The organism is Pseudomonas sp. (genome assembly GCF_030698175.1).
Taxonomy (GTDB): Bacteria; Pseudomonadota; Gammaproteobacteria; order Pseudomonadales; family Pseudomonadaceae; genus Aquipseudomonas.
On sequence record NZ_JAUYNT010000040.1, the window covers coordinates 1 to 18,653 of the forward strand.

28 protein-coding genes are annotated in these 18,653 nt (G+C 59.2%); 6 read left to right on the forward strand and 22 right to left on the reverse strand.

Annotated features, from left to right (window positions below):
• Positions 1–277 precede the first annotated feature (277 nt).
• Positions 278–1,246, forward strand: coding sequence for an integron integrase (locus Q8R10_RS19370; RefSeq protein ID WP_305655610.1), 969 nt, complete (start codon positions 278–280; stop codon positions 1,244–1,246).
• Between the two features lie 281 nt (positions 1,247–1,527).
• Here the strand turns inward: Q8R10_RS19370 and rimO are convergent, their stop codons facing one another.
• Positions 1,528–2,859 (reverse strand): 30S ribosomal protein S12 methylthiotransferase RimO, encoded by a 1,332-nt coding sequence (gene rimO / locus Q8R10_RS19375; protein ID WP_305655612.1) that lies wholly within the window; start codon positions 2,857–2,859, stop codon positions 1,528–1,530.
• Positions 2,860–2,882: 23 nt separating this feature from the next.
• Here rimO and Q8R10_RS19380 point away from each other — a divergent pair, with 23 nt between their 5' ends.
• Positions 2,883–4,505, forward strand: a complete 1,623-nt coding sequence (locus tag Q8R10_RS19380) for a recombinase family protein (RefSeq protein WP_305655613.1) — start codon at positions 2,883–2,885, stop codon at positions 4,503–4,505.
• 147 nt (positions 4,506–4,652) lie between these two features.
• On the opposite strand, the gene Q8R10_RS19385 is transcribed toward Q8R10_RS19380, so the two are convergent.
• The 21 genes from Q8R10_RS19385 to Q8R10_RS19485 all read right to left on the reverse strand — a co-directional run bounded on the left by Q8R10_RS19385 (position 4,653) and on the right by Q8R10_RS19485 (position 16,165).
• Positions 4,653–4,898 (reverse strand): hypothetical protein, encoded by a 246-nt coding sequence (locus Q8R10_RS19385; RefSeq protein ID WP_305655615.1) that lies wholly within the window; start codon positions 4,896–4,898, stop codon positions 4,653–4,655.
• Positions 4,899–4,920: 22 nt separating this feature from the next.
• A complete protein-coding gene (locus tag Q8R10_RS19390; RefSeq protein ID WP_305655616.1) occupies positions 4,921–5,208 on the reverse strand; it encodes a hypothetical protein in 288 nt (95 codons plus the stop codon).
• Positions 5,209–5,461: 253 nt separating this feature from the next.
• Complete coding sequence (locus Q8R10_RS19395) at positions 5,462–5,731, reverse strand: hypothetical protein (protein ID WP_305655618.1); 270 nt, start codon at positions 5,729–5,731, stop codon at positions 5,462–5,464.
• Positions 5,728–6,189 (reverse strand): hypothetical protein, encoded by a 462-nt coding sequence (locus Q8R10_RS19400; protein ID WP_305655619.1) that lies wholly within the window; start codon positions 6,187–6,189, stop codon positions 5,728–5,730. The genes Q8R10_RS19395 and Q8R10_RS19400 overlap by 4 nt, the downstream gene beginning before the upstream one ends.
• Complete coding sequence (locus Q8R10_RS19405) at positions 6,186–7,256, reverse strand: RNA-directed DNA polymerase (RefSeq protein ID WP_305655716.1); 1,071 nt, start codon at positions 7,254–7,256, stop codon at positions 6,186–6,188. The genes Q8R10_RS19400 and Q8R10_RS19405 overlap by 4 nt, the downstream gene beginning before the upstream one ends.
• Positions 7,257–7,578: 322 nt before the next feature.
• The gene (locus tag Q8R10_RS19410) at positions 7,579–7,941 is read right to left on the reverse strand and encodes a four helix bundle protein (protein ID WP_305655620.1); all 363 of its coding nucleotides are present in this window, start codon (positions 7,939–7,941) and stop codon (positions 7,579–7,581) included.
• Positions 7,942–7,987: 46 nt separating this feature from the next.
• Complete coding sequence (locus Q8R10_RS19415; RefSeq protein ID WP_305655621.1) at positions 7,988–8,611, reverse strand: DUF1566 domain-containing protein; 624 nt, start codon at positions 8,609–8,611, stop codon at positions 7,988–7,990.
• A gap of 75 nt (positions 8,612–8,686) precedes the next feature.
• Positions 8,687–9,301: a DUF1566 domain-containing protein gene (locus Q8R10_RS19420; protein WP_305655623.1), complete on the reverse strand. Its 615-nt coding sequence runs from the start codon at positions 9,299–9,301 to the stop codon at positions 8,687–8,689.
• A gap of 17 nt (positions 9,302–9,318) precedes the next feature.
• Positions 9,319–9,858: a phosphohydrolase gene (locus tag Q8R10_RS19425; protein WP_305655625.1), complete on the reverse strand. Its 540-nt coding sequence runs from the start codon at positions 9,856–9,858 to the stop codon at positions 9,319–9,321.
• 5 nt (positions 9,859–9,863) lie between these two features.
• Positions 9,864–10,964 (reverse strand): phosphohydrolase, encoded by a 1,101-nt coding sequence (locus tag Q8R10_RS19430; protein WP_305655627.1) that lies wholly within the window; start codon positions 10,962–10,964, stop codon positions 9,864–9,866.
• The gene (locus Q8R10_RS19435) at positions 10,961–11,644 is read right to left on the reverse strand and encodes a hypothetical protein (RefSeq protein ID WP_305655629.1); all 684 of its coding nucleotides are present in this window, start codon (positions 11,642–11,644) and stop codon (positions 10,961–10,963) included. The genes Q8R10_RS19430 and Q8R10_RS19435 overlap by 4 nt, the downstream gene beginning before the upstream one ends.
• A 63-nt stretch (positions 11,645–11,707) precedes the next feature.
• Entirely contained in the window at positions 11,708–12,541 is an 834-nt protein-coding gene (locus tag Q8R10_RS19440; protein ID WP_305655631.1) for a DUF2303 family protein, read from the reverse strand.
• 57 nt (positions 12,542–12,598) lie between these two features.
• Positions 12,599–12,946 carry a hypothetical protein gene (locus Q8R10_RS19445; RefSeq protein WP_305655633.1) on the reverse strand — a complete coding sequence of 116 codons (348 nt, stop codon included), beginning with the start codon at positions 12,944–12,946 and terminating at the stop codon, positions 12,599–12,601.
• Between the two features lie 43 nt (positions 12,947–12,989).
• Positions 12,990–13,232, reverse strand: a complete 243-nt coding sequence (locus Q8R10_RS19450) for a pyocin activator PrtN family protein (RefSeq protein ID WP_305655634.1) — start codon at positions 13,230–13,232, stop codon at positions 12,990–12,992.
• Positions 13,219–13,611, reverse strand: a complete 393-nt coding sequence (locus tag Q8R10_RS19455; protein WP_305655635.1) for a hypothetical protein — start codon at positions 13,609–13,611, stop codon at positions 13,219–13,221. Before Q8R10_RS19455 ends, Q8R10_RS19450 begins: the two co-directional genes overlap by 14 nt.
• Positions 13,608–13,883: a hypothetical protein gene (locus Q8R10_RS19460; RefSeq protein ID WP_305655637.1), complete on the reverse strand. Its 276-nt coding sequence runs from the start codon at positions 13,881–13,883 to the stop codon at positions 13,608–13,610. Before Q8R10_RS19460 ends, Q8R10_RS19455 begins: the two co-directional genes overlap by 4 nt.
• A gap of 11 nt (positions 13,884–13,894) precedes the next feature.
• Entirely contained in the window at positions 13,895–14,473 is a 579-nt protein-coding gene (locus Q8R10_RS19465) for a deoxynucleotide monophosphate kinase (protein ID WP_305655639.1), read from the reverse strand.
• Positions 14,470–14,655, reverse strand: a complete 186-nt coding sequence (locus tag Q8R10_RS19470; protein ID WP_305655640.1) for a hypothetical protein — start codon at positions 14,653–14,655, stop codon at positions 14,470–14,472. The genes Q8R10_RS19465 and Q8R10_RS19470 overlap by 4 nt, the downstream gene beginning before the upstream one ends.
• Positions 14,656–14,794: 139 nt before the next feature.
• Positions 14,795–15,145, reverse strand: coding sequence for a hypothetical protein (locus Q8R10_RS19475; protein ID WP_305655642.1), 351 nt, complete (start codon positions 15,143–15,145; stop codon positions 14,795–14,797).
• A complete protein-coding gene (locus tag Q8R10_RS19480) occupies positions 15,138–15,401 on the reverse strand; it encodes a hypothetical protein (RefSeq protein ID WP_305655644.1) in 264 nt (87 codons plus the stop codon). Before Q8R10_RS19480 ends, Q8R10_RS19475 begins: the two co-directional genes overlap by 8 nt.
• A gap of 17 nt (positions 15,402–15,418) precedes the next feature.
• The gene (locus Q8R10_RS19485) at positions 15,419–16,165 is read right to left on the reverse strand and encodes an XRE family transcriptional regulator (protein WP_305655645.1); all 747 of its coding nucleotides are present in this window, start codon (positions 16,163–16,165) and stop codon (positions 15,419–15,421) included.
• A gap of 118 nt (positions 16,166–16,283) precedes the next feature.
• On the opposite strand from Q8R10_RS19485, the gene Q8R10_RS20970 reads away from it, so the two are divergent.
• The 4 genes from Q8R10_RS20970 to Q8R10_RS19500 all read left to right on the forward strand — a co-directional run bounded on the left by Q8R10_RS20970 (position 16,284) and on the right by Q8R10_RS19500 (position 18,534).
• Entirely contained in the window at positions 16,284–16,484 is a 201-nt protein-coding gene (locus Q8R10_RS20970) for a helix-turn-helix domain-containing protein (protein ID WP_371133374.1), read from the forward strand.
• A 310-nt stretch (positions 16,485–16,794) separates the two neighbouring features.
• Positions 16,795–17,280: a phage regulatory CII family protein gene (locus Q8R10_RS19490; RefSeq protein ID WP_305655647.1), complete on the forward strand. Its 486-nt coding sequence runs from the start codon at positions 16,795–16,797 to the stop codon at positions 17,278–17,280.
• Positions 17,273–17,476, forward strand: a complete 204-nt coding sequence (locus Q8R10_RS19495; protein WP_305655648.1) for a TraR/DksA C4-type zinc finger protein — start codon at positions 17,273–17,275, stop codon at positions 17,474–17,476. Before Q8R10_RS19490 ends, Q8R10_RS19495 begins: the two co-directional genes overlap by 8 nt.
• On the forward strand, positions 17,473–18,534 hold the full coding sequence (locus Q8R10_RS19500; protein ID WP_305655649.1) for a PriCT-2 domain-containing protein: 1,062 nt from the start codon (positions 17,473–17,475) through the stop codon (positions 18,532–18,534). Before Q8R10_RS19495 ends, Q8R10_RS19500 begins: the two co-directional genes overlap by 4 nt.
• Positions 18,535–18,653: the final 119 nt, after the last annotated feature.

Sequence of the window (18,653 nt, forward strand, 5' to 3'; positions counted from 1 at the left end):
GATGGAGTCAATATTATTGGTTAAGCAAGCCCAATTTCCGTTAAAGCTTGGTTCGGTAGTGACGCGAAGGCCGTAAAAGGTATCGCACCCAGTCAATATCATAAATATGGGTAATATTAAATATTTCATAGCGACCCTAACTATTATTAGGCGACATTTTATGTCGCGTTTTTTGTCGTAAAAGCATGTCTGATAACGTTCCTTGTCGGCTTGTAAGCCAGCGTCTAGCTTGTAGGTGGTCGCGGCGAGCGCGACATCATTTCGGGAGAAGCGCGACATGGATGACGACAAGCCTAGGTTGCTGGATCAGGTGCGTCAGCAAATTCGTCTCAGAAACTATTCCATTCGAACGGAAACGATCTACACCGAGTGGGTGAAACGTTATATACGGTTTCACAAGTATCGTCATCCAGTAGAGATGGGTGCGGCGGAGGTTGAGGCTTTTCTTACTCATTTGGCCGTTGGCCGTAATGTGGCGGCGGCGACGCAGAATCAGGCGTTGGCGGCTTTGTTGTTTCTTTACAAGGAGGTGCTGAAGCTCGAGCTGCCTTGGCTGGAGGGGGTTGTGCGGGCGAAGAAGCCTGCGCATTTGCCGGTTGTGTTGACGCGTGATGAGGTGGCCAGGGTGTTAGCCCAGATGTCGGGTGTGCATTGGCTGGTTGCCAATCTGTTATATGGCTCTGGCCTGCGTTTGATGGAGGCGCTGCGTTTGCGGGTCAAGGATGTGGAATTTTCCCGTGGCGAGATTTTGGTGCGTGATGGTAAGGGTCAGAAAGATCGCGTGACCATGTTGCCGCGCTTAGTGATGATCCGGCTGCATCAGCATCTGGAGGAGGTCAGTGCGCTGCATCAGCAAGATCTGGCCGATGGTTTTGGCCGGGTTAATTTACCCTTTGCCTTGGCCCGCAAATATCCCAATGCGGCGGCGGAGTGGGGCTGGCAATTTGTGTTTCCTTCGGGTAATCGTTCGCAAGACCCGCGCGGTGCTGGCACTTTTCGGCATCATTTGCATGAGAAAACCATTCAGCGGGCGGTGCGTGAGGCTGTTCACAAAGCCGGGGTGATTAAACCGGCAACTCCGCATACGTTGCGTCATTCGTTTGCCACTCATTTATTGGAGGCCGGGCAGGACATTCGTACCGTGCAGGAGTTGCTTGGGCATGCGGACGTGAAGACCACGCAAATCTACACTCATGTGCTCAATCGTGGCGGGCTCGGGGTGATGAGTCCGCTGGATCGGGTGTAACAAAGGCCTAATGGCGACACCAAAATCCAAGGCGCCTGCGGCGTTGGCAGGGCGTCCTCGATCAATCCAAGTTGGACAGGCCGGTGTGGTGGGTGGCGTACGTTTTTGCGCTGTTCGGTCGGCGATGGGTATCGCTACGCTCAACCCATCCTACGATCTGTGCAGCCCAATCGCGGCTAAAGCCCCTCCCACAGAAGCGCGCAGCTGCGCACACTTAAAACAGCCTGCACGCTGGGCAGCGGCAGGCTGTTTTAAGTTTAAGCCGGTGTCACGTGCTGGGCTTAGGCCTCGAGGGTTTCGGCCCAGAGGTCGTATTCGTCGGCGTTGGTGACGCGACACCAGACTTTGTCACCAGGCTTCAAGTCTTGGTCGCTGTCGATGTAGACGATGCCGTCGATTTCCGGGGCGTCGGCGAAGCAGCGGCCGATGGCGCCGTCTTCGTCGATTTCGTCGACCAGCACTTCAATCTCTTTGCCGATTTTCAGCTGCAGGCGGGCTGTGCTGATGGCTTGTTGGTGGGCCATAAAGCGATCCCAGCGTTCTTGCTTGACGTCGTCCGGTACTACCGGGCTGTCGAGCAGGTTGGCCGGTGCGCCTTCAACGGGTGAGTACTGGAAGCAGCCGACGCGGTCGAGTTGGGCTTCGGTCAGCCAGTTGAGCAGGTATTGGAAGTCTTCTTCGGTCTCGCCAGGGAAGCCGACGATGAAGGTCGAGCGGATGATCAGCTCAGGGCACTGCTCGCGCCAGTTTTTGATCCGCGCCAGGGTCTTGTCTTCGAAGGCCGGGCGTTTCATGGCCTTGAGGATTTTCGGGCTGGCGTGTTGGAAGGGGATGTCCAGATACGGCAGGATCTTGCCGGCGGCCATCAGCGGGATGATGTCGTCGACGTTGGGGTAGGGGTAGACGTAGTGCAGGCGCACCCAGATGCCCATGCTGCTGAGCGCTTCGCACAGCTCCAGCATGCGGGTCTTGACTGGCTGGCCGTTCCAGAAGTCGGTCTTGTATTTGACGTCGACGCCGTAGGCGCTGGTGTCTTGGGAGATCACCAGCAGCTCTTTAACCCCGGCCTTGACCAGGCGTTCGGCTTCGCTGAGCACGTCACCCACCGGGCGGCTGACCAGCTTGCCGCGCATCGAGGGGATGATGCAGAAGCTGCAGCTGTGGTTGCAGCCTTCGGAAATCTTCAAGTAGGCGTAGTGGCGCGGGGTGAGCTTGACGCCCTGGGGTGGCACCAGGTCGATCAGCGGGTTGTGCTCTTTATTCGGTGGCGCGGCGTCGTGCACGGCGTTGACCACTTGCTCGTACTGCTGCGGGCCGGTGACGGCGAGGACGCTGGGGTGCACGTTACGGATCACGCTTTCGTCGACGCCCATGCAGCCGGTGACGATGACTTTGCCGTTTTCGGCCAGGGCTTCACCTATTACTTCCAGGGATTCGGCTTTGGCGCTGTCGATAAAGCCACAGGTGTTGACCACCACCACGTCGGCGTCCTGATAGGTCGGGACTATCTCGTAGCCTTCCATGCGCAGCTGGGTAAGGATGCGCTCGGAGTCGACCAGGGCTTTCGGGCACCCGAGTGATATAAACCCTATACTAGGAGCTTTCTTCGACATATTGGTGTTCCTCAGGATAGGGCATGACAAAAAATAGCGGGCGAGTATACAGCTATCTGCGGTTTTCTGATCCTCGGCAATCGACCGGGGGCAGTGCTGATCGTCAGATGCTTTACGCTCAGACGTGGGCTGCCGGCCGGGGCCTAGTGTTGGATGAGTCGTTGTCGTTAAGGGATGAGGGTTTATCGGCCTATCACCAGCAACACATCAAGCAGGGTGCGCTGGGTGTCTTCCTGTTGGCGGTGAGTGAGGGGCGGATTCCCGAAGGGTCGGTGCTTATAGTAGAGGGGCTGGACCGACTGAGCCGTGCCGAGCCGATACAAGCGCAGGCGCAGTTGGCGCAGATCATCAATGCCGGTATCACCGTGGTGACCGCCAGTGATGGCCGGGAGTACAACCGCGCCGGCCTTAAAGCGCAGCCGATGGATTTGGTCTACAGCCTGCTGGTGATGATCCGTGCGCACGAAGAGTCGGACACCAAAAGCAAGCGGGTTAAAGCCAGCATCCGCCGGCTGTGTGTCGGCTGGGTGGCGGGAACTTACCGTGGGCTTGTGCGCAACGGCAAAGATCCGCAATGGGTAGAGTGGACTGGCAGCGAGTGGCGGCTGGTACCCGAACGGGTCGCGGCTGTTCGCATGGCGCTGGACCTTTACCAGCAGGGGCTTGGCGCTGGCCGGGCGGCGAAGCTGATGCACGAGCAAGGCTATGAGCTGACCGACTGGGGCATCGCTGGGCAGCAGATCTACCGTCTGATCAAGTTGCCGGCCTTGCGTGGCGCCAAACGGATCACGGTTGATGGCGAGGATTACTTGCTCGAGGGCTATTACCCGCCGCTGCTTACCGATGCGGAATATGACGAGCTGCAGTTGCTAGCTGGCCAGCGACATCGGCGCCGCGGTGCTGGGGAGATACCGGGCATCATCACTGGTATCGGTCGCACTTACTGCGGCTACTGCGGTACTGCTTTGGTTGCGCAAAATCTAATGGCTCGCGCCAAGGTTGACGGTAGTTTGGCTGATGGTCATCGGCGGTTGCAGTGCGTTGGCTACAGTAAAAACGGCGGCTGTACTGCTGGCGGTAGCTGCAGCGTGGTGCCAATTGAGCGGGCGATTCTTAACTACTGCGCCGACCAGTTCAACTTGCAGCGATTGCACGAAGCGCCAGACGATGGGCGTGGTCTGCGGGAGCAGTTGGCCGGGGTGCGGCGTGAGGTGGTTGAACTCGAGCGGCAACTGGGCAAGATCACCGATGCGCTGCTCGCCGATGACAGTGGCGCTGCGCCTCTGGCCTTTGTCCGGCGGGCGCGTGAGCTGGAGCAGCAGCTTGGCATCGCGCAGGGTCGCGTGCAGCAGCTCGAGCGCGAGCTGGCAGCTAGGTCGACACATGCAGAACCCGCGCAAGCGGCGCGGTGGGCGGCATTAGCTGCTGGAGTTGCGGCCAATGATTACGTGGCCCGCGAGCAGGTACGGCAGTTGGTGATGGATACCTTTGAGCGGATCGTCATCTATATGCGTGGCATTGGTAATGAGGGGCGGGAAGGTACGGTTATTGATGTGATGCTCGTGCCCAAAGCCGGGCGCCCGCTGTTGTTACGGATTGATCGGCGCAGCGGTGCGTGGGTAGCCCGCGAGCGGATGGATGGGTAACAAGCAAAAGCCGGCATTGCGCCGGCGTTTCCTTGATTAGTTGGCTTGCTTCGCGCTTACCTTGTAAGCATAGACGATGCGGTGACGGCACTCTAAAAGGTGCGTTGCGTTGTCGTGTGAAAGCTCCGTCGGCGCGTGGTTTCCTTTCTATTCGTCGTCTAAAGGTATCGCATCAATATCCCAGCTGTCGGCCTCGGTGAACCACTTCCCCGCTGGGTGCCGACCCTCCCACAGTGCTTTTTCGGCGGCGTAGTCGCCCCCCCGCCAAGCCGGGCGAGTCTGATCGTAAGCGACCAGCTTGGCGCGGAACGCCTGGGCGTCTGCCTCATGGGTAAATGCCCTAACCGCGTCACGGGTTTCGTGTTCGATTTCACGCACAACTAAGTAAATCATGGGTGTGCTTTCCTCTTTAGTTTTAGCGGCGAAGCGCACTAATAGCGGCGCGGTCTGGGTGTCGATAGTTCAAAACCCACTCGGGGAACTTTGCCAGCTTGTTACCCCGCGTAGCCTGCACCCTTGTGCCTATATCTGGTTGATTTGGGAATGCTTCACTGTACTCATTAAGTAAAAGAGCCATTCGGCTTTGCCAGTCAGCCGGCATGGCTTCCATCAGCGCGCGGGGAAGCACCGCAAAGCTGCTGTAAGACAACCCAAACCAGAAACTTAAATCAGCGCGTACATCATTCTTGGCTTCTGTACCCATGGCGTGTTCCCTTTAACAGTTAGTAAGTGCAATCGCGGCGTCAATGTCGACAATTCGCGTGCAAATAGACTGGATCACATGCCAGCCATTCGCGGCCGCACCAACAGTCCAAAGCGCCTCGGCAACCCTGTAAAGCTGCCCATCTAGGGCCAGCCAATCGGCTTGAACCAATAACCCCGGCCCATACGCTGTGCAGCTCCACACGACGCCAGCCCTTAAAGTGTTCATTGCTACTTTCCTTTGTGCGCTTTTCTTATGCTGCTTTGGCTTCTAGGGGCTGGCCTGCTGGTGAGCTATCCACCACCAGGTGGCCTTGGCCAATCCAGAAGTTTTTCTGTACGGCGATGCACACATTCCAAGCTTCGCGGGCTACCGCTTCGCCTGCCTCAAGCACGTTACCATCGGCATCAATGATCGCCAGGCGCGCAGGGCGGCCGTCTGCGGTGGTGAGCCGATAGCCGGTGTTGATATTGGCGCTGATGCGGCTGTGCTCAAGGGTGTCTGTTTCTGGGATACCGATCATGCGGCCTCCTGTGCCGGCCAGGCGCCGACTGCGTTGAAGATGTTGGCGGCCTGGGCTTCGTCCAGGGACACGTTGTTAGGGATGGCGATCCACCCGGAGCCGACCACGTGGTGCGGATTGCAGCCGTCGATCACCTCCCGGTAGTACGCCTCGATCACGTCCGTCAGATGCTCGGCGAGGTACATGCCTTGCGGTGCGACTTCCTGGCTCTTGATGTAGCGCCGCCCGCGTTGGTCGATGCAGAGCGCGCTGGCGTAAATGCACCAGTGATGGGCGATATCGCAGACGGCGTCGGCGATGGCGCGGCCAGGTGCGATGGACTTGGCAGTCCTCCAGTTGATCAGGCCCTGTCGGCCGCTGGGGTCAATGTTGACCACGGCTACGTTGTTGCTGCTGAGCAATGCACGGCATGAGCGGTTCAGGCGGGCGCGCATGTTGTGGGGTTTGCGGGTGCTCATGCTGCCCCCTTAAATGTCTTGGTCAGCGCAGCATTCACAGCCTTGCCCCGTAGCATCACGGCCTTGGCCAATTTGCGGCGGTCGGTGTGGCTGTGGGTCGACTGGGTCAGCAGGCCAAAGTAGCTGTTGGCGGTTTCGCGTAAGTTGGCGGCCGGCACGGTGGCAATGCGGCGCAGGGCATGCTTAACGGTGCGGCTGCGAGTGGTGCGGTGCCACGGCCTGATGACTTGGCCGACAAAGTCGATGCCCCGGTCTACCGGTTGCTGGATGGTCTTGCTTGGGTTGAGGTGTGCGTGCAGCCGGTCAGCCAGGAAGGCCTCGATCTGTTTGTGCCATGCGTTGAGTTGTTGCGGGCTTTCATGCAGCAGCACGAAGTCATCGACATAGCGCACGTAGTGCTTGCAGCGCAGCTGGTGTTTCACGAACTGGTCGAGCGCGTCGAGGTACACGTTAGCGAAGAACTGTGACGACAGGTTGCCGATCGGTAGGCCAAGGTGTGCCGGTTGCGCGGTGAGGCGCTTGTGTTGGGGGACGCGATTGAGTAAGCGTGGCGTGCTGTGTAGCGCATAGTTTTCACGGGGGTCGTGCATGAGGATCAATAAGGCCAGCGCCAGCCATGCGGGTTGCTCGATGCGGGCCGCCAGTTGCTGCTGCAGTACGCGCTTGTCGATGGCCACAAAGAAGTTGGCGAGGTCGCACTTTAGATAATGAGTCGGGCGCTGCCAGTTCTGGGTGATGCTACGCACCTTGGCTTCCAGCCGTTGGACGGCGTAGAGAGTGCCGCGGCCCTTGATGCAGGCGCAGCTATCGGCGATGAAGCTGCGCTCGATGCGCGGGCCGATGTGGTTGTAGAGAAAGTGGTGCACGATGCGGTCGCGAAAGTCAGCGGCCCAAACCTCTCTTGGTTTTGGGTGCGTGACAACGAAACAGATCGAGGTGCCCGGCCGGTATGTGCCGGTTTTCAGCTCGGTATGCAGTTGCATAAGGTTGCGCTCCAGGTTGAGCTCAAAAGCCAGTGCGCTTCTGCTGCTGCGCTTGTTGCGCCGGCAGTCCAGGTAGGCTTGCACTAGGTCCTCAAAATAAAAGTCAGCATGGCCCGCAGTGGCATCGTTAGAAGCTGCGGACGGCGACAGCCCGCCTTGCGTTGTCCTTGTGGTCGTTGTTCTGGTTGCCATCATCGAAGTTCTGGATCCACGCGTTGTTCGGGCTGTACTGCGCCAAGTCGTGCTATCTACATCACCCTGCCGAAGGCCAAGGCCGATCAGTGGGGCAACTGCGCAGGGCCTGTCCGGACATTGCCGACTGGTTACCTGGGTGCGCATAGCGGTGGCCATATAGGCCAGCGGCACGACCAGATTCAAAATCGCACTGGCAGGAGCACCGTGGCGCTCAAGCGGCTGGCGACGTTGCGGCATGTTTTTTCCAACCTGTTGCCTGCCGACCTAGCGGGTCGGTGATTTCTACTGTTCTGGCGTATTGGTTTGCACCAATCAGCTGTTTGTCGAGGGCGAGGCGCAGCATCAGTTCGATCACCTGGATACGTTCCAGAATTTGTTGGATGTGCTGCACTCGATCCCGGCCTTCCGCCGTGTTGGCGCGGAAAATCTGGATGGTGACCTCGATGCACTCAGTCAGCAGCTTTTCACCGAGGGTGCGCTTGAACTCGCGGCGCATGTTCTTGGTGAGGTCTGCTGCCAGGCTGCATAGATCGCTGGCCAGCTTGTAGATCGGCAGGTGTTGGGCTAGGGCCATGCTGAAAAACTCGCGAAACGCGGGCTACGCCCGCGCCCTTAAAGGGTTAAATGGTTAAAGGGTTGAGCACTCTGCGGACGGCGACAGCCCGCCTTGCGGTGTCCTTGCGGTCGTAGTGCTGGCTGCCACCATCGAAGTTCTGGATCCACGCGTCGTCCGGGCTGTACTGCGTGCTGCTGGAGTACCAATCATCGGTGCTGAACAGCTCGGGCACGTTCAGGTAGCACAGGCGCAGCTCGTGGCGGGCGGGCAGGTAGAAGTCGCGGTGTCCATCGATCTCAACATCGGCCGTCCACTGTGCGGCCGGGTGGTCGTGCTCGGACTCACACAGGGCGCGGGTGTTGCTAAGCCCGTCATGCGCATTGGTCGCGCCGTCTTCGTTCTTGCCGGGTGCGCCCCAGGTGATTTCCTCTGCTTGCCCAGCCGGATCGGTCGGCACTATCAGGTGGTAGTCAGGCGTGCCGTTTTCGCCGCGCACTAGCCCGGCATAGATGCCGCCTTCGCCGTGCCAGTACTGGCCGATCTGTGGCGGCGTAAAGCCAAAGCTGCTGACCAGTTCGCCGGCGACTTGGTGCAATGCGGTAAGGCCGGTGGACTGCTCGAGCACTTGGCGCGCCAGTGCAGGGTTACGGGTTTTGAAGCGTTCTTCGCCGATGGTAAGTTTGATCATTTGGCTCATGGTTCAACCCTCAAAATATGGCGTCGACCGCGCGCTGCGCGCGCGGCAAAAAAAGTGGTGAATGGGTTAAGGGCTGACCTTGTATCTGCGGACGGCGACAGCCCGCCTTGCGCCGCCCTTGGGGTCGTTGTCCTGGTAGCCAACATCGAAGTCCTGGACCCACGCGTAGTCCGGGCTGTGCTGCGTACTGGCGTAATACCACTCAGGCTGGAACGCCTCGGCGCCACCTTCCTGAAACTCGGGTGCGGTGGTCTGCGCCGGGCTTTCTTCGGTGTAGGGGTAGCCAACCGGAACGCTGCTGGGGTTGTCGCCATCGCGAAAGCTTGCCCAGTTTTCTTGGGTGGTTGGTTTCAGGTTGCGGTAGCAGAGTTCCAGCTCGTCGCGGCTTGGGATGTACCAGTCTTTGTGGTCGGCTATATCGAGCGTTAATGCCCACTGGCCTAGTGCGCTGCCGGCAGCAGCCATGGCCTCGGTATTTGCGCGGCCGTCGTTGCAGCTGCGGGCGCCTTCGATGTTCTGGCCGTATTCGCCCCAGGCGGTGGGGTGATGTTCGCCCAGTGCTTTGGGTGCAACGATCAGGGCATATTCGGTGCCGTCCAGCAGGAAGCGGCCGGCATAGAAGCCGCCTGCGAATGGGGTGCCGCCGATGGTTGGGGTGGCGATTTGAGTGTGTGCGTTCATGTGTGTTGTCCTTGGATTCAGGCAGCGGCGCGGTGCGTGGTGCTGAGCAATTGCATCAGCCGATGGAAGTAGTTCACGGTCGCCTCGGTGGTGCCCCAAGGCTTGATGCGTGCGGCGCTTGGTTGGATGTTGGCGAGGCATTCCCATGTGCCAGGGTGGGCTGGCATCAGGTCCCGGCGTTCGGTGGCCAGCGCAATTAAGTCGGCGTCGTGGACGCAAGCTGGCAGCTCTGTGTCGAGGTTGAAGCGCTCGCAGATGGCCAGCCAGATGCGGTGCTCGATGTCGACAAAGGCGGGCAGCAGTTGCTTGAGTGGGCGCACCAGGTCGCCGACATAGGCTTCGGTTGCGTCATGCAGCAGTGCGACCAGTTGGTGCTCTTCCGGTACCAGGTCCGCGACGATGCAGCAGTGCTGTGCAACCGAATAAAAGCCGCGGCTGTGGCCGTTGAAGCGGCACTGGTGGGCAAGGCTGTGGGCAATGTCCATCGGGTCGATCATGGCGGCAGTGGGTGCCAGCAGCTCGAAGCGCTTGCCGGTTAGGGTGAGTATCCAGGTCATGGCTGTTACTCCCATCCGGTGATGTATTGGGGATAGACGCAAGCGGCGAAAGTCGTGCGCCATGGGTCGGCGGGTGTGACGCCGTCCTCTTCGAAAACTGGGGCATCCAGCTGAGCTGCCGTCCATTCGCTTGCGTCATCGGTGGTGTAGTGATAGCCCGCGAAAGCACAGAGTATCGCCACGGCTTGCTCGGGGGTGTAGGCAGCAACAATGTCATTTTCGCCAACCTGAAAGCACTTAAGTGCTGGAGCATTGCAGGCTAGAGGGTGCTCGAAAGGCACCTTGAATCCCGCTGCATTGCGGTGGCCACCGCCGCCGTATTGTTTGGCTATGGCGGATACATCCTCGCCGGCATCGGAGCTGCGCAGGGAGAATTGGCGGCCCTCGGCCGTGTCCCAGTAGATGGCGGCAAACGGTTGGCCTTGGCTCAAGAGTGCGCCTGCATCGCTGGCCATGGTGTGGGGTAGGTTGACGACTGGAACGGTTACGCCGCCGATCACCATGTAGCGACTGTTACTGGCTACTAGGCCGACTACATCCTTCTGCTGCTTGCGCTCAATGGCGTGACCATCCAAGCGCAGGGCGTTGATGTGGTCTGCCATCAGCAGATCCCAGGTGGCAAAGTCCTGTGGGTGGCTGAATACGGCGGCCATTACATCCTTGGTGCCTTCCAGCTTGAACTGCCACAGGTCGCGGTCTTCGATATGGTTGATCAGGGCTGGCCGGGGCTGATCAGGGAAGAAGAAATCCCAGGTCATGCCGGCGCCACTGCGGTGCATATCAAAGAGTGCCGCGAGCTGGTCAGTTGATTCCATCCAGAGCAGGAAGCTGCTTGGGGCCTTGGGCAGCTGCGCGAGTGCCTCAGCCGCTGTCTTGTGGTGGTCAATAACGAGAATGGATGTGGCGGTCTCGGCCATCTGCTGCAGGGTTTCCAGCGGATAGGAGAAATCCACGATGATGACGGACCGGCCCTCAACGTCTGGCGCTGGTTTGCCATAGGCGGCAGCGTGGAAGTCAACATTCCCTGCGCCAAGCGCTTTGCGTACCGACCAGGCAGCGCCGAAACCGTCGGCGCAGTTGCCGTGATAAATGCAAAGAGTCTTCATGCCATCACCTCTTGGCCGGCTTCGTGTGTTTGCTGTTGGTGGATGGCCAGGCGCAGCACGTCGCGCACATGCTCAAACCCATCGGCCGGGCTGGTAACGAGGAAGCGCAGCTCGCCGGTTTCTAGGTCGCCGTGATAGCTGGCTTCTTTGTCCAGCCACTCAATGAGCGCGGTGTCGGGGTGCTCAAAGTGGGCGGGGGGGGCGGCGCTGTATTCCAGTGCTATGCGCAGCCGCTCAATCATGTTGAGTGCGTTCTGCTGCAGGGCGCGGGCGAAGCGGGCGTGCTCGGGGGATTTCAAACCGTCAAAGGTGCTGGCGGCTAGTTCCAGTTTGCTGGCGATGGCGCCAAGCACCGCCTGGTCATCGGTGGTAAACGGGTTAGCGCGGCGGGCGAAGAGGCAGATGCGCTCATTGCAGTCGAGCATGATGGCTTCAAGGGCGGTGCGGTGGTCGCGCCGCTCGATCTCGCGCAGGCTCTTGAGTTGTTCGGCGTCGTTGCGGTATTGGCGCACGCACTCGCCGGCTTCGGCAAAGGCTGCCGACTTACCGGCGCTGTGGCCTGTTGCATAGCCTTCGGCGGTACCGTCTTTACGTCCGGACATGTAGCCGCCCCAGTAGAGGAGACCGATGGCGGCGAAGATGGCGATCACCGCCAAGATGCTAAGGGTTGTTGTTTGCATGTGCTGTGCCTCTGTAAGCCTGCCGCTGCGAGTGGTAGTGCGGCGGCAGGGTGTTGGTGGTGGTTACTTGCCGAGGGCGAAGGTGCCGATGGTCAGTGGTACGAAGCCGCCGACTTCTTTCTCCAGCACGGCCTTGAACTCGCGGGCGAACTCTTCGCGCTGCGACTCTTCACCCACCCAGCGCAACTTGAGCACCGGGGCATCACCGCCGGTCAGCACGGACATGCGCAGGGTGATGGCGGCAGGTTGCAGCGCCTCGAATGGCACGGTGGTGAACACAAAGGAGCTGGGCAGGGTGTCCATGCTCTTGGCTTCGATCTCGTCCATGGCGCTGCGGCTGGCATTGAAGTCACCGACCACGCTGTCACGCGTGGCGGTGGCCTTGATGGTCATGCGGCGCACGGCGTTGATGGCGGCTACCAGTTGCAAATCGGTGGTGCCGTCTTTGGCCTGCACGTGTTGCGCCCAGTCTTCCAGCCACTCGGCCAGCGCCTGTTGGCTCAGGTTCTTGCCGAGGATGCCTTGCAGGGCTGAATAGGCGGCGGTTGGTTTGAGGGTCAGCGTGGCGGTGTCGTCGGCGTGGCCGGCGTCACCCATGTCGCCCAGGTTGAAGATGACCGTGGCGGCCATGGCGTCCTGGTCAACAAAGCCGCGGGAAGCCATGCCTTCGGGGGCAGTGTCGTCGTGGCTCTCAACGTACTTGGCGAAGTCGGCCAGTGCGTGGGTTTTCAGGTTGCCGCGAAAGCGATCGCGCATGGGTTGGTACTGTTCGAGCTTGACCATGGTGGCGGACTCGGGGAGTACGGCAACCTTGGAGCCGCCATCGATAACAATGGGCTTGGCGGCAGCGATCAGTGCTTGGGCTTCGATGTGTTGCAGGGTTTCTTTGCTAAACATGGGTGCTTCCTTGGTTTATTGAGTGAGCGTTAGCTGCGGTGTGGTTAAGGGGCGCGCTTAAACTTCGCGAGCGGTGACGGGCGTGAGGTCACTACTGAAGAGCTGGGCCGTCGGGTTGCTCTGGAACAGTTCAAGGCCTTTTTCGGTGACGTACAGCGGAGTGTCGAGGGTGGTGTCTTCGCGTTTTTTGCCGCGTTTGGTGGGTTGCACGTAATCCAAGGTGTGGCTGACGGCGACCTGATTGCTCTGGCCGATCTGCTTTATCTTGAATGTGAGCGTGACTTGGCCAACCTTGCCGTGGTCGATCACGCCGCCGGCGACATCGGACAGCGCGTGGCCTACTTGCTGGGCGAACACGGCCGCGTTGAGTGAGTTCAAGAACTCGTTGGTGTCGGTAGCTTTCATGTGCTGTGCCTCTCTTGCTGGTGGTGGCCGTGGTAGGGCCGGGTTATGCCGCTTTTGCGGCTTCTTCCTGACGATCAAGCCAGGTGGCGAGGTCGTGCAGGTAGATGATCCAAGTGCGGCGTGTGGCGCTTGTTGCGGGTGAAATCTTGATATCGATCTGCTTTCCCCTGATCTTTCTGAGCAGATACCGCGGCGAGCTGATGTGTCTTAAGTAGTCCGCCATGAACGTTTCTATGGTGATGAATCGGTCTGGGTACTTTTTCTCCAGTTTTTCAAGTGTCGTCACGCAGGCCTCCCGTGTTGTATGGCTCCCCGCGCCCCACCGGGAAGCTGGTGGCTATTAACTGGGCAAGGCCGTCGATGGTCTTGCCGATCTGCCGGGCGACCACGCTGCCTGCGGCGTCGGTAATTACCGCGCCATAGGGGGTGGCCGGGTTTAGCGTGAGCGTGACGTGGGGCAGGTGACCGCGAGGTGTTACGGCCAGCAACGCGCAGTACAGCGGGCCAAGGTCGGCCACTTGCCCAGGTGTTTGCGCCTGCAGCCGCTCGATGGCCTCGGCACTGGCTGCGCGCATCACTGCAGGGTCAATGACCGTTGGGTGATCAAGGTGCAGGCCCACCAGCTTGAGCGCGCCGATGGCATGTTGGGTGGCGGTTGGCTTCATGCTGCTGCGTCCTTGTTGGTTACGTTGATGCCCAGCTGTTGTGCCAGCCAGCCCAAGCCCTGTTCGGTGCTCATCACCACGGCGTAGTGGCTGTACTGCCTGATGCTTGGGTTCCAGCGGCTGCGGGGGTCGATATACAGGTGGCCTTTGTCGCGGTATTTGCAGGCCAGCTCGCCCAATTGAGTCAGTACACCTAGCCCGCGCAGCTGTTTGCGCAAGGCGCGAGGCTTGATGCCGAGCACTGCAGCGGCTTCGTCTAGAGTCCGGTTCATGGCGGCTGGCCTCAGGCTGCTGAGCGCAAGGCTTGGCGGCGCGAGAGGATCAGCATCAAGTGATCCAGTTGGGTATAGAGGTGCTGTAGATCGGCGTCGTTATGGATAACAAGGTCGTTGTCGTGGATGGCAACGCCGGCCTCACTGATGTGCGGGTTTACCGCCGCAGCATCTGGGCGCAGCAAGTGCAGCACGGTGCCGCCCTGAGCGCGAATCCACGTGGCTTCATTCTCAAAGCGCACGTCGCTGATCACGAACCCCGGCAGGTAGCCGTCTTGCAGCTCGAGCATGTTGTCCATGTTCTGGCGGGCCAGCAGTAGCCACAGATCGTTGTGCACACTGTGGCGGCCCCACTCGGTGCCGAGCAGCTGCATCAGCTCGCGTGGGGACTTGCCGATGATGGGCAGTGGGGTTTCTTTCAGGGCGCCATTCAGCTGCTCAGCGGTAAGGTTGAACATCTGTTGCAGCGCAGTTTTTAGCGGGCTGGCGAAGGCGTAAACCGCCAGCAGATAGTGTGCTACCAGATAGTTGGCCGCTGTGTCTTTGCCGGTGCGGGCGAGGCCGTGCAGGCCGATTAGGATCTGTTTCATGCTGCGCTACCTCCGTCCCATGGGCCTTGGCTGGCTTGGCGGTGGGTAAGTGCGCGGGTGGCGGTTTTGAATTCGCAGTCGCCATCACGCGCCAGGCGGCGCACTTCGAAGATGCGGTTGGGGTTGCTCACTGCTGGGTGAATGAACACCTTGCAGGGGGTGTTGCTGTGCTGTGCTCTCATGGGATCGCTCCGTAACCGTGGTAGGGATACGGCGCTAAATTAGCCCAGCAAATTTATTTATTCAATACCCTGACTAATAATTATTTTTATGGGCAATAAAAGCCCCGCTCGGTGGCGGGGTTCTGATGCACAGGGAGGATCAGTTGAGCATTTTTGCCAAGCCAAATGCGATGCTTGCGAATAGTGCGGACATGCTGGTAGCGCCTGCCAAGAACTTCCACGTTTGCTCGTTCAGCGACTTATGGAACGAAACTGACATTTCCAGCAGGTCGGCTTTGGATACCATGTGATCCAAGCGCGATTCAATACGAATTAGCCTGAGTTGTATGTCGGGCATCGCTAACTCAAGTTTCTCAACTCGCTTTTCCATTCCGCTACCTCCCGGAGGGTTTCCACCTCCAGTATGGGCCCCTTTCCTAAATGTGTCATTTTCTTGTTTTAGCTCAGAGAGCTGCTTTTGGATAAGCCGGACATCAACCTTTTCATTCATGGTTATGCTCCATGTCGGGATTTTCAATTAGCTCGATGACCTTTGATTTGGTCATTTCATTGAGTCTGGTGACCATGTTATCCACAAGTTCAAAGGCTTCTTTAGCGGAGTCCCGCGTCTCGATCGAGACGTTTAAGTCGATTGAGATTGAGTGAGAAAGTTTCATGATCGCCCGGGTTTGAAGGGTGCACAAATGGATAAGATCGACGGTTAGCTCGACCATTGCAGTATCACTGTTAAGCCCTGAATTCGGCATTGGAGCAGCTCCATAAATTAATATTTGATCTTGCTCGGTGGCACGATACCGCCCACGTAGTGGATTTGCTCGATGTCTTGGCGGGCGATGGTCAGGCGGCCATAGCCGTCATTGACGGCCATCAGGCTGACCTCGTCGGTGTTTTCAAACAGCAGTTCTTTGACCATGCATTGACCGTCGTTGCAGCGAACCATCACGTATTCGCCGGGGATCAACGCGTGGTTAGGCTCGCACCAGACCACCCAGCCGCTGCGAATGGCCGGGGCCATCGAGTCGCCTCGCACGCGCAGTGAGTAGGCGTCTGGGTCGCTGCTGGGCACGTCTAGCCACCCATCGGTTGTGGCGATCGCATCCCAATATCCTTCTGGGCCCAATTGAGCGGTTCCTACTATTTTGGTGCGGCGAAAAGGGCGGCTCAGCTCGGGGCCGGGTTCAAGCGTTGCGCTGGCTTGATAGGTACCAAAGTTGTCATTTACTTGGCTTGCGACTGGAGCTGCAGGCAGATATGTCTGGGCAAGGCGTGGGCTGACCTCTGCCGGATTGAACTGCAGTACGTTTGCCAGCTTGAGTAGCGCCTCGATGTTCAGCGGCAGGCCGCCGGTCATGTATTGGCTAACGGTACCTTGAGACGACCAGTCGCACAGCTCGGCGAGTACGGCCTGATTCAAACCCTTGTTGTCGAGCTTGCGGGCGTTATAGATCGCCTTGAGGCGGGCGGCCTCTTCGTTGATGCATTCCGTCGAAGGCAGGTATTTATCGTTCATGTTGTCCACGATATTGGCGTCGCTAATTTTCAGCAAATAGTCAGGATGATAAATTGCTTGCTTAGAATAATTTCCCTGACTAATATCTGCGCTGCGAGGATTTACCGAGGCTTAAAAAATGAGCGATGACATTGGCGTTCCCCTCAAGAGCTTTTGTAGCGGGCGGACGCAATCTCAAGTAGCGAGCTTGATCGGGGTCACTCAGGGATCGATCTCCCAGATGATTAATTCAGAGCGAGATATCCGCGTACAGCAGTTGGCTGAAGGTGGATATCAAGCTGTTGAGTTAGTGCCGGTAGGCCGAAAGAAAGCAGCTTGAAATAGGTGCCGGCGGGGTTGCCCCCGCCAGCGGATTGCCCAGCTCCCTACCACGGGGCTGGGCTGTAACAGGGCAAACGAGTAAGGCACAGCACGTGGCGCTCGTTTGCTCTGTTACACACCAAGGCACGGATGCTTTGGGTTGTGCTTTGAGGTGGTCGACGGATCGATTGCCTCAAGGCTTGGCGCCAGCGGGTTCCCTACCACGGTTACCGCCGGCTAGACGAGGCACAGCACATGCTTGCGTCATAGGTTGGATGATAGGGCGCGGCCCGCATTCGGTCTATGGCGTTGGCGGGGGATTAACACCAATGCGTATAGATCCACTTCGGGACGCTGGTCCTGTTCGTACCCTTGAGCAAGCCATCGACCGTGATTGCCGCGATATGCGCGGCAGCCTGACGGCGGTTTGCGCCATCCTCAATGAGTCGTATGACGCCTTTCAGAAGCGGCTGTCGGTTTCCTATCCGAGCCATCACTTGCACGCACCTGACGTTGAGCGGGTGATAGAGCTTGTACGCGGTGATGCCGTGCGCCAGTGGTTTGAGCGTGTGTATGGCGTAGTTTGCTATCAGCCGACGGCGGTACCGGCCACGCAGGACGCGCTGTTGGCGTTGGGCAAGGTAATGGAAACTGAGTCTGGGTTTGTTTCCGAACTGGCCGTGGGCGTTTCCGATGGCCGCTGGGAGCTGCACGAAGTTGAGCGCCTGGAGAAGCACGGTATGGCGCTGGTGTCGCAGCTGCTGGGCATCATGGCCGGTGCGCGGCAGGCTGCGGAGGAGCACGCCCATGGATGAGCGAGCGTTTGATCTGGCCGGTGAGGCTGAAGAAAAGCAGCGGCAACAGGGGGTGGCTAACCGGGTGCAGTACTGCGGCGTAAGTGCGCTGGAGTGTGGCGAGTGCGGTGAAGGCATACCGGAGAAACGCCGCCTGGCGATACCGGGTTGCCAGCTGTGCGTTGATTGCCAGCAGCTGCGGGAGCGGCGTGTATGAGTGATCGCGTACCGCTGACTGTTGCTGATCTGCAAGAGTTGTTGAGTTATATCCCCGCTGATGACCGAGAGACCTGGGTGGCGGTGGCCATGGGGGTCAAGGCCGAGTTTGGTGAGGCTGCGTTTGATGAGTGGCTCACCTGGAGCAAGAACGATAAGTCGTTTGATGCCGCTGCTGCGAAGTCCGTCTGGAAGAGCTGCAAGAAGAGCGGCACCGGCATGGGTACGGTCATTAAGTGGGCCAAGGACAACGGCTGGGCCCCGCGCCGCGAGCCGATGACGGCCGAAGAAAAGCGCCGGCTGAATGCCGAAGCCGAGGCGCGGCGTGTTGTGCGCCAGGCTGAGATTGAGGCCGATGAGCAGAAGAGTACTGCGATGCGCGAGGCCGTTGCAGTCGCCTGCCAGCTGATTTGGGCTAAGCACTGCAAGCCAACCGGCAAGAGTGCCTACCTCGACCGCAAGGGTGTGCAGGGCTTTGGGGTTGGGTTTTTCGATTACACCGTGGTGCTGAGCATCGATGACGCCCGGTTGCGGTGTGATGTGTGGGCGGGCAGCGAGGTGAAGGCGTTCTTCAATAACCTGCCCAAGCCTCGGCCCGACTCCAGCTCCTTTTTGATGTTCAAGCCTGGTGCGATCGCTGTGCCGCTGCGTGATGCGTCGGGCAAGCTTTGGAGCCTGCAGGCGATCAATGAGCAGGGCACCAAGCTCTTCCCCAAGTACGGCCGCAAGAGCGGCTGTTTTCATTTGATCGCCGGCACGGCTACGGATGTGCTCGGTATCGCCGAGGGTTACGCCACGGCGGCGAGCTTGCATATGGCCACTTGCGGCGACTCTCCGTTGGGGCCGGAGTGGCCGGTGGCGGTGGCTATCGACTCGGGTAATTTGCTGCCGGTGGCCAAGGCGCTGCGGGGGCTGCACCCGACAGTCAGCATCATTATTGGCGGGGACGATGATCCCTCGGTGAAGGGTAACCCTGGCCGGTCGAAAGCTCAGGCTGCCGCTGATGCGGTGAATGGTTTTGCGGTGTTCCCGGTGATACCTGCTGAGGTGGCCGCATGAGCGATTGGAATGATTTGCACTCGGCCTGGGGTGTTGAGTCCGTCGCAGAGCAGTTGCAAGGCGCTGTGCTGGCGATTGCTGATCGTGAGCAAACCCTTCCCCCGACCCCATCTGTTGTG

What these genes read in the sequence shown, in the direction of transcription:
- Q8R10_RS19500 (WP_305655649.1), top strand. Translation starts at nt 17,473, where the DNA reads ATGAGTGATCGCGTACCGCTGACTGTTGCTGATCTGCAAGAGTTGTTG.
- Q8R10_RS19385 (WP_305655615.1), bottom strand. Translation starts at nt 4,898, where the DNA reads ATGATTTACTTAGTTGTGCGTGAAATCGAACACGAAACCCGTGACGCG.
- Q8R10_RS19430 (WP_305655627.1), bottom strand. Translation starts at nt 10,964, where the DNA reads ATGAAGACTCTTTGCATTTATCACGGCAACTGCGCCGACGGTTTCGGC.
- Q8R10_RS19440 (WP_305655631.1), bottom strand. Translation starts at nt 12,541, where the DNA reads ATGTTTAGCAAAGAAACCCTGCAACACATCGAAGCCCAAGCACTGATC.
- Q8R10_RS19460 (WP_305655637.1), bottom strand. Translation starts at nt 13,883, where the DNA reads ATGAACCGGACTCTAGACGAAGCCGCTGCAGTGCTCGGCATCAAGCCT.
- Q8R10_RS19425 (WP_305655625.1), bottom strand. Translation starts at nt 9,858, where the DNA reads ATGACCTGGATACTCACCCTAACCGGCAAGCGCTTCGAGCTGCTGGCA.
- Q8R10_RS19400 (WP_305655619.1), bottom strand. Translation starts at nt 6,189, where the DNA reads ATGAGCACCCGCAAACCCCACAACATGCGCGCCCGCCTGAACCGCTCA.
- Q8R10_RS19390 (WP_305655616.1), bottom strand. Translation starts at nt 5,208, where the DNA reads ATGGGTACAGAAGCCAAGAATGATGTACGCGCTGATTTAAGTTTCTGG.
- Q8R10_RS19435 (WP_305655629.1), bottom strand. Translation starts at nt 11,644, where the DNA reads ATGCAAACAACAACCCTTAGCATCTTGGCGGTGATCGCCATCTTCGCC.
- Q8R10_RS19480 (WP_305655644.1), bottom strand. Translation starts at nt 15,401, where the DNA reads ATGCCGAATTCAGGGCTTAACAGTGATACTGCAATGGTCGAGCTAACC.
- Q8R10_RS19490 (WP_305655647.1), top strand. Translation starts at nt 16,795, where the DNA reads ATGCGTATAGATCCACTTCGGGACGCTGGTCCTGTTCGTACCCTTGAG.
- Q8R10_RS19370 (WP_305655610.1), top strand. Translation starts at nt 278, where the DNA reads ATGGATGACGACAAGCCTAGGTTGCTGGATCAGGTGCGTCAGCAAATT.
- Q8R10_RS19495 (WP_305655648.1), top strand. Translation starts at nt 17,273, where the DNA reads ATGGATGAGCGAGCGTTTGATCTGGCCGGTGAGGCTGAAGAAAAGCAG.
- Q8R10_RS19415 (WP_305655621.1), bottom strand. Translation starts at nt 8,611, where the DNA reads ATGATCAAACTTACCATCGGCGAAGAACGCTTCAAAACCCGTAACCCT.
- Q8R10_RS19465 (WP_305655639.1), bottom strand. Translation starts at nt 14,473, where the DNA reads ATGAAACAGATCCTAATCGGCCTGCACGGCCTCGCCCGCACCGGCAAA.
- Q8R10_RS19475 (WP_305655642.1), bottom strand. Translation starts at nt 15,145, where the DNA reads ATGAATGAAAAGGTTGATGTCCGGCTTATCCAAAAGCAGCTCTCTGAG.
- Q8R10_RS19395 (WP_305655618.1), bottom strand. Translation starts at nt 5,731, where the DNA reads ATGATCGGTATCCCAGAAACAGACACCCTTGAGCACAGCCGCATCAGC.
- Q8R10_RS19485 (WP_305655645.1), bottom strand. Translation starts at nt 16,165, where the DNA reads ATGAACGATAAATACCTGCCTTCGACGGAATGCATCAACGAAGAGGCC.
- Q8R10_RS19420 (WP_305655623.1), bottom strand. Translation starts at nt 9,301, where the DNA reads ATGAACGCACACACTCAAATCGCCACCCCAACCATCGGCGGCACCCCA.
- Q8R10_RS19470 (WP_305655640.1), bottom strand. Translation starts at nt 14,655, where the DNA reads ATGAGAGCACAGCACAGCAACACCCCCTGCAAGGTGTTCATTCACCCA.
- rimO (WP_305655612.1), bottom strand. Translation starts at nt 2,859, where the DNA reads ATGTCGAAGAAAGCTCCTAGTATAGGGTTTATATCACTCGGGTGCCCG.
- Q8R10_RS19410 (WP_305655620.1), bottom strand. Translation starts at nt 7,941, where the DNA reads ATGGCCCTAGCCCAACACCTGCCGATCTACAAGCTGGCCAGCGATCTA.
- Q8R10_RS19445 (WP_305655633.1), bottom strand. Translation starts at nt 12,946, where the DNA reads ATGAAAGCTACCGACACCAACGAGTTCTTGAACTCACTCAACGCGGCC.
- Q8R10_RS19455 (WP_305655635.1), bottom strand. Translation starts at nt 13,611, where the DNA reads ATGAAGCCAACCGCCACCCAACATGCCATCGGCGCGCTCAAGCTGGTG.
- Q8R10_RS20970 (WP_371133374.1), top strand. Translation starts at nt 16,284, where the DNA reads ATGAGCGATGACATTGGCGTTCCCCTCAAGAGCTTTTGTAGCGGGCGG.
- Q8R10_RS19380 (WP_305655613.1), top strand. Translation starts at nt 2,883, where the DNA reads ATGACAAAAAATAGCGGGCGAGTATACAGCTATCTGCGGTTTTCTGAT.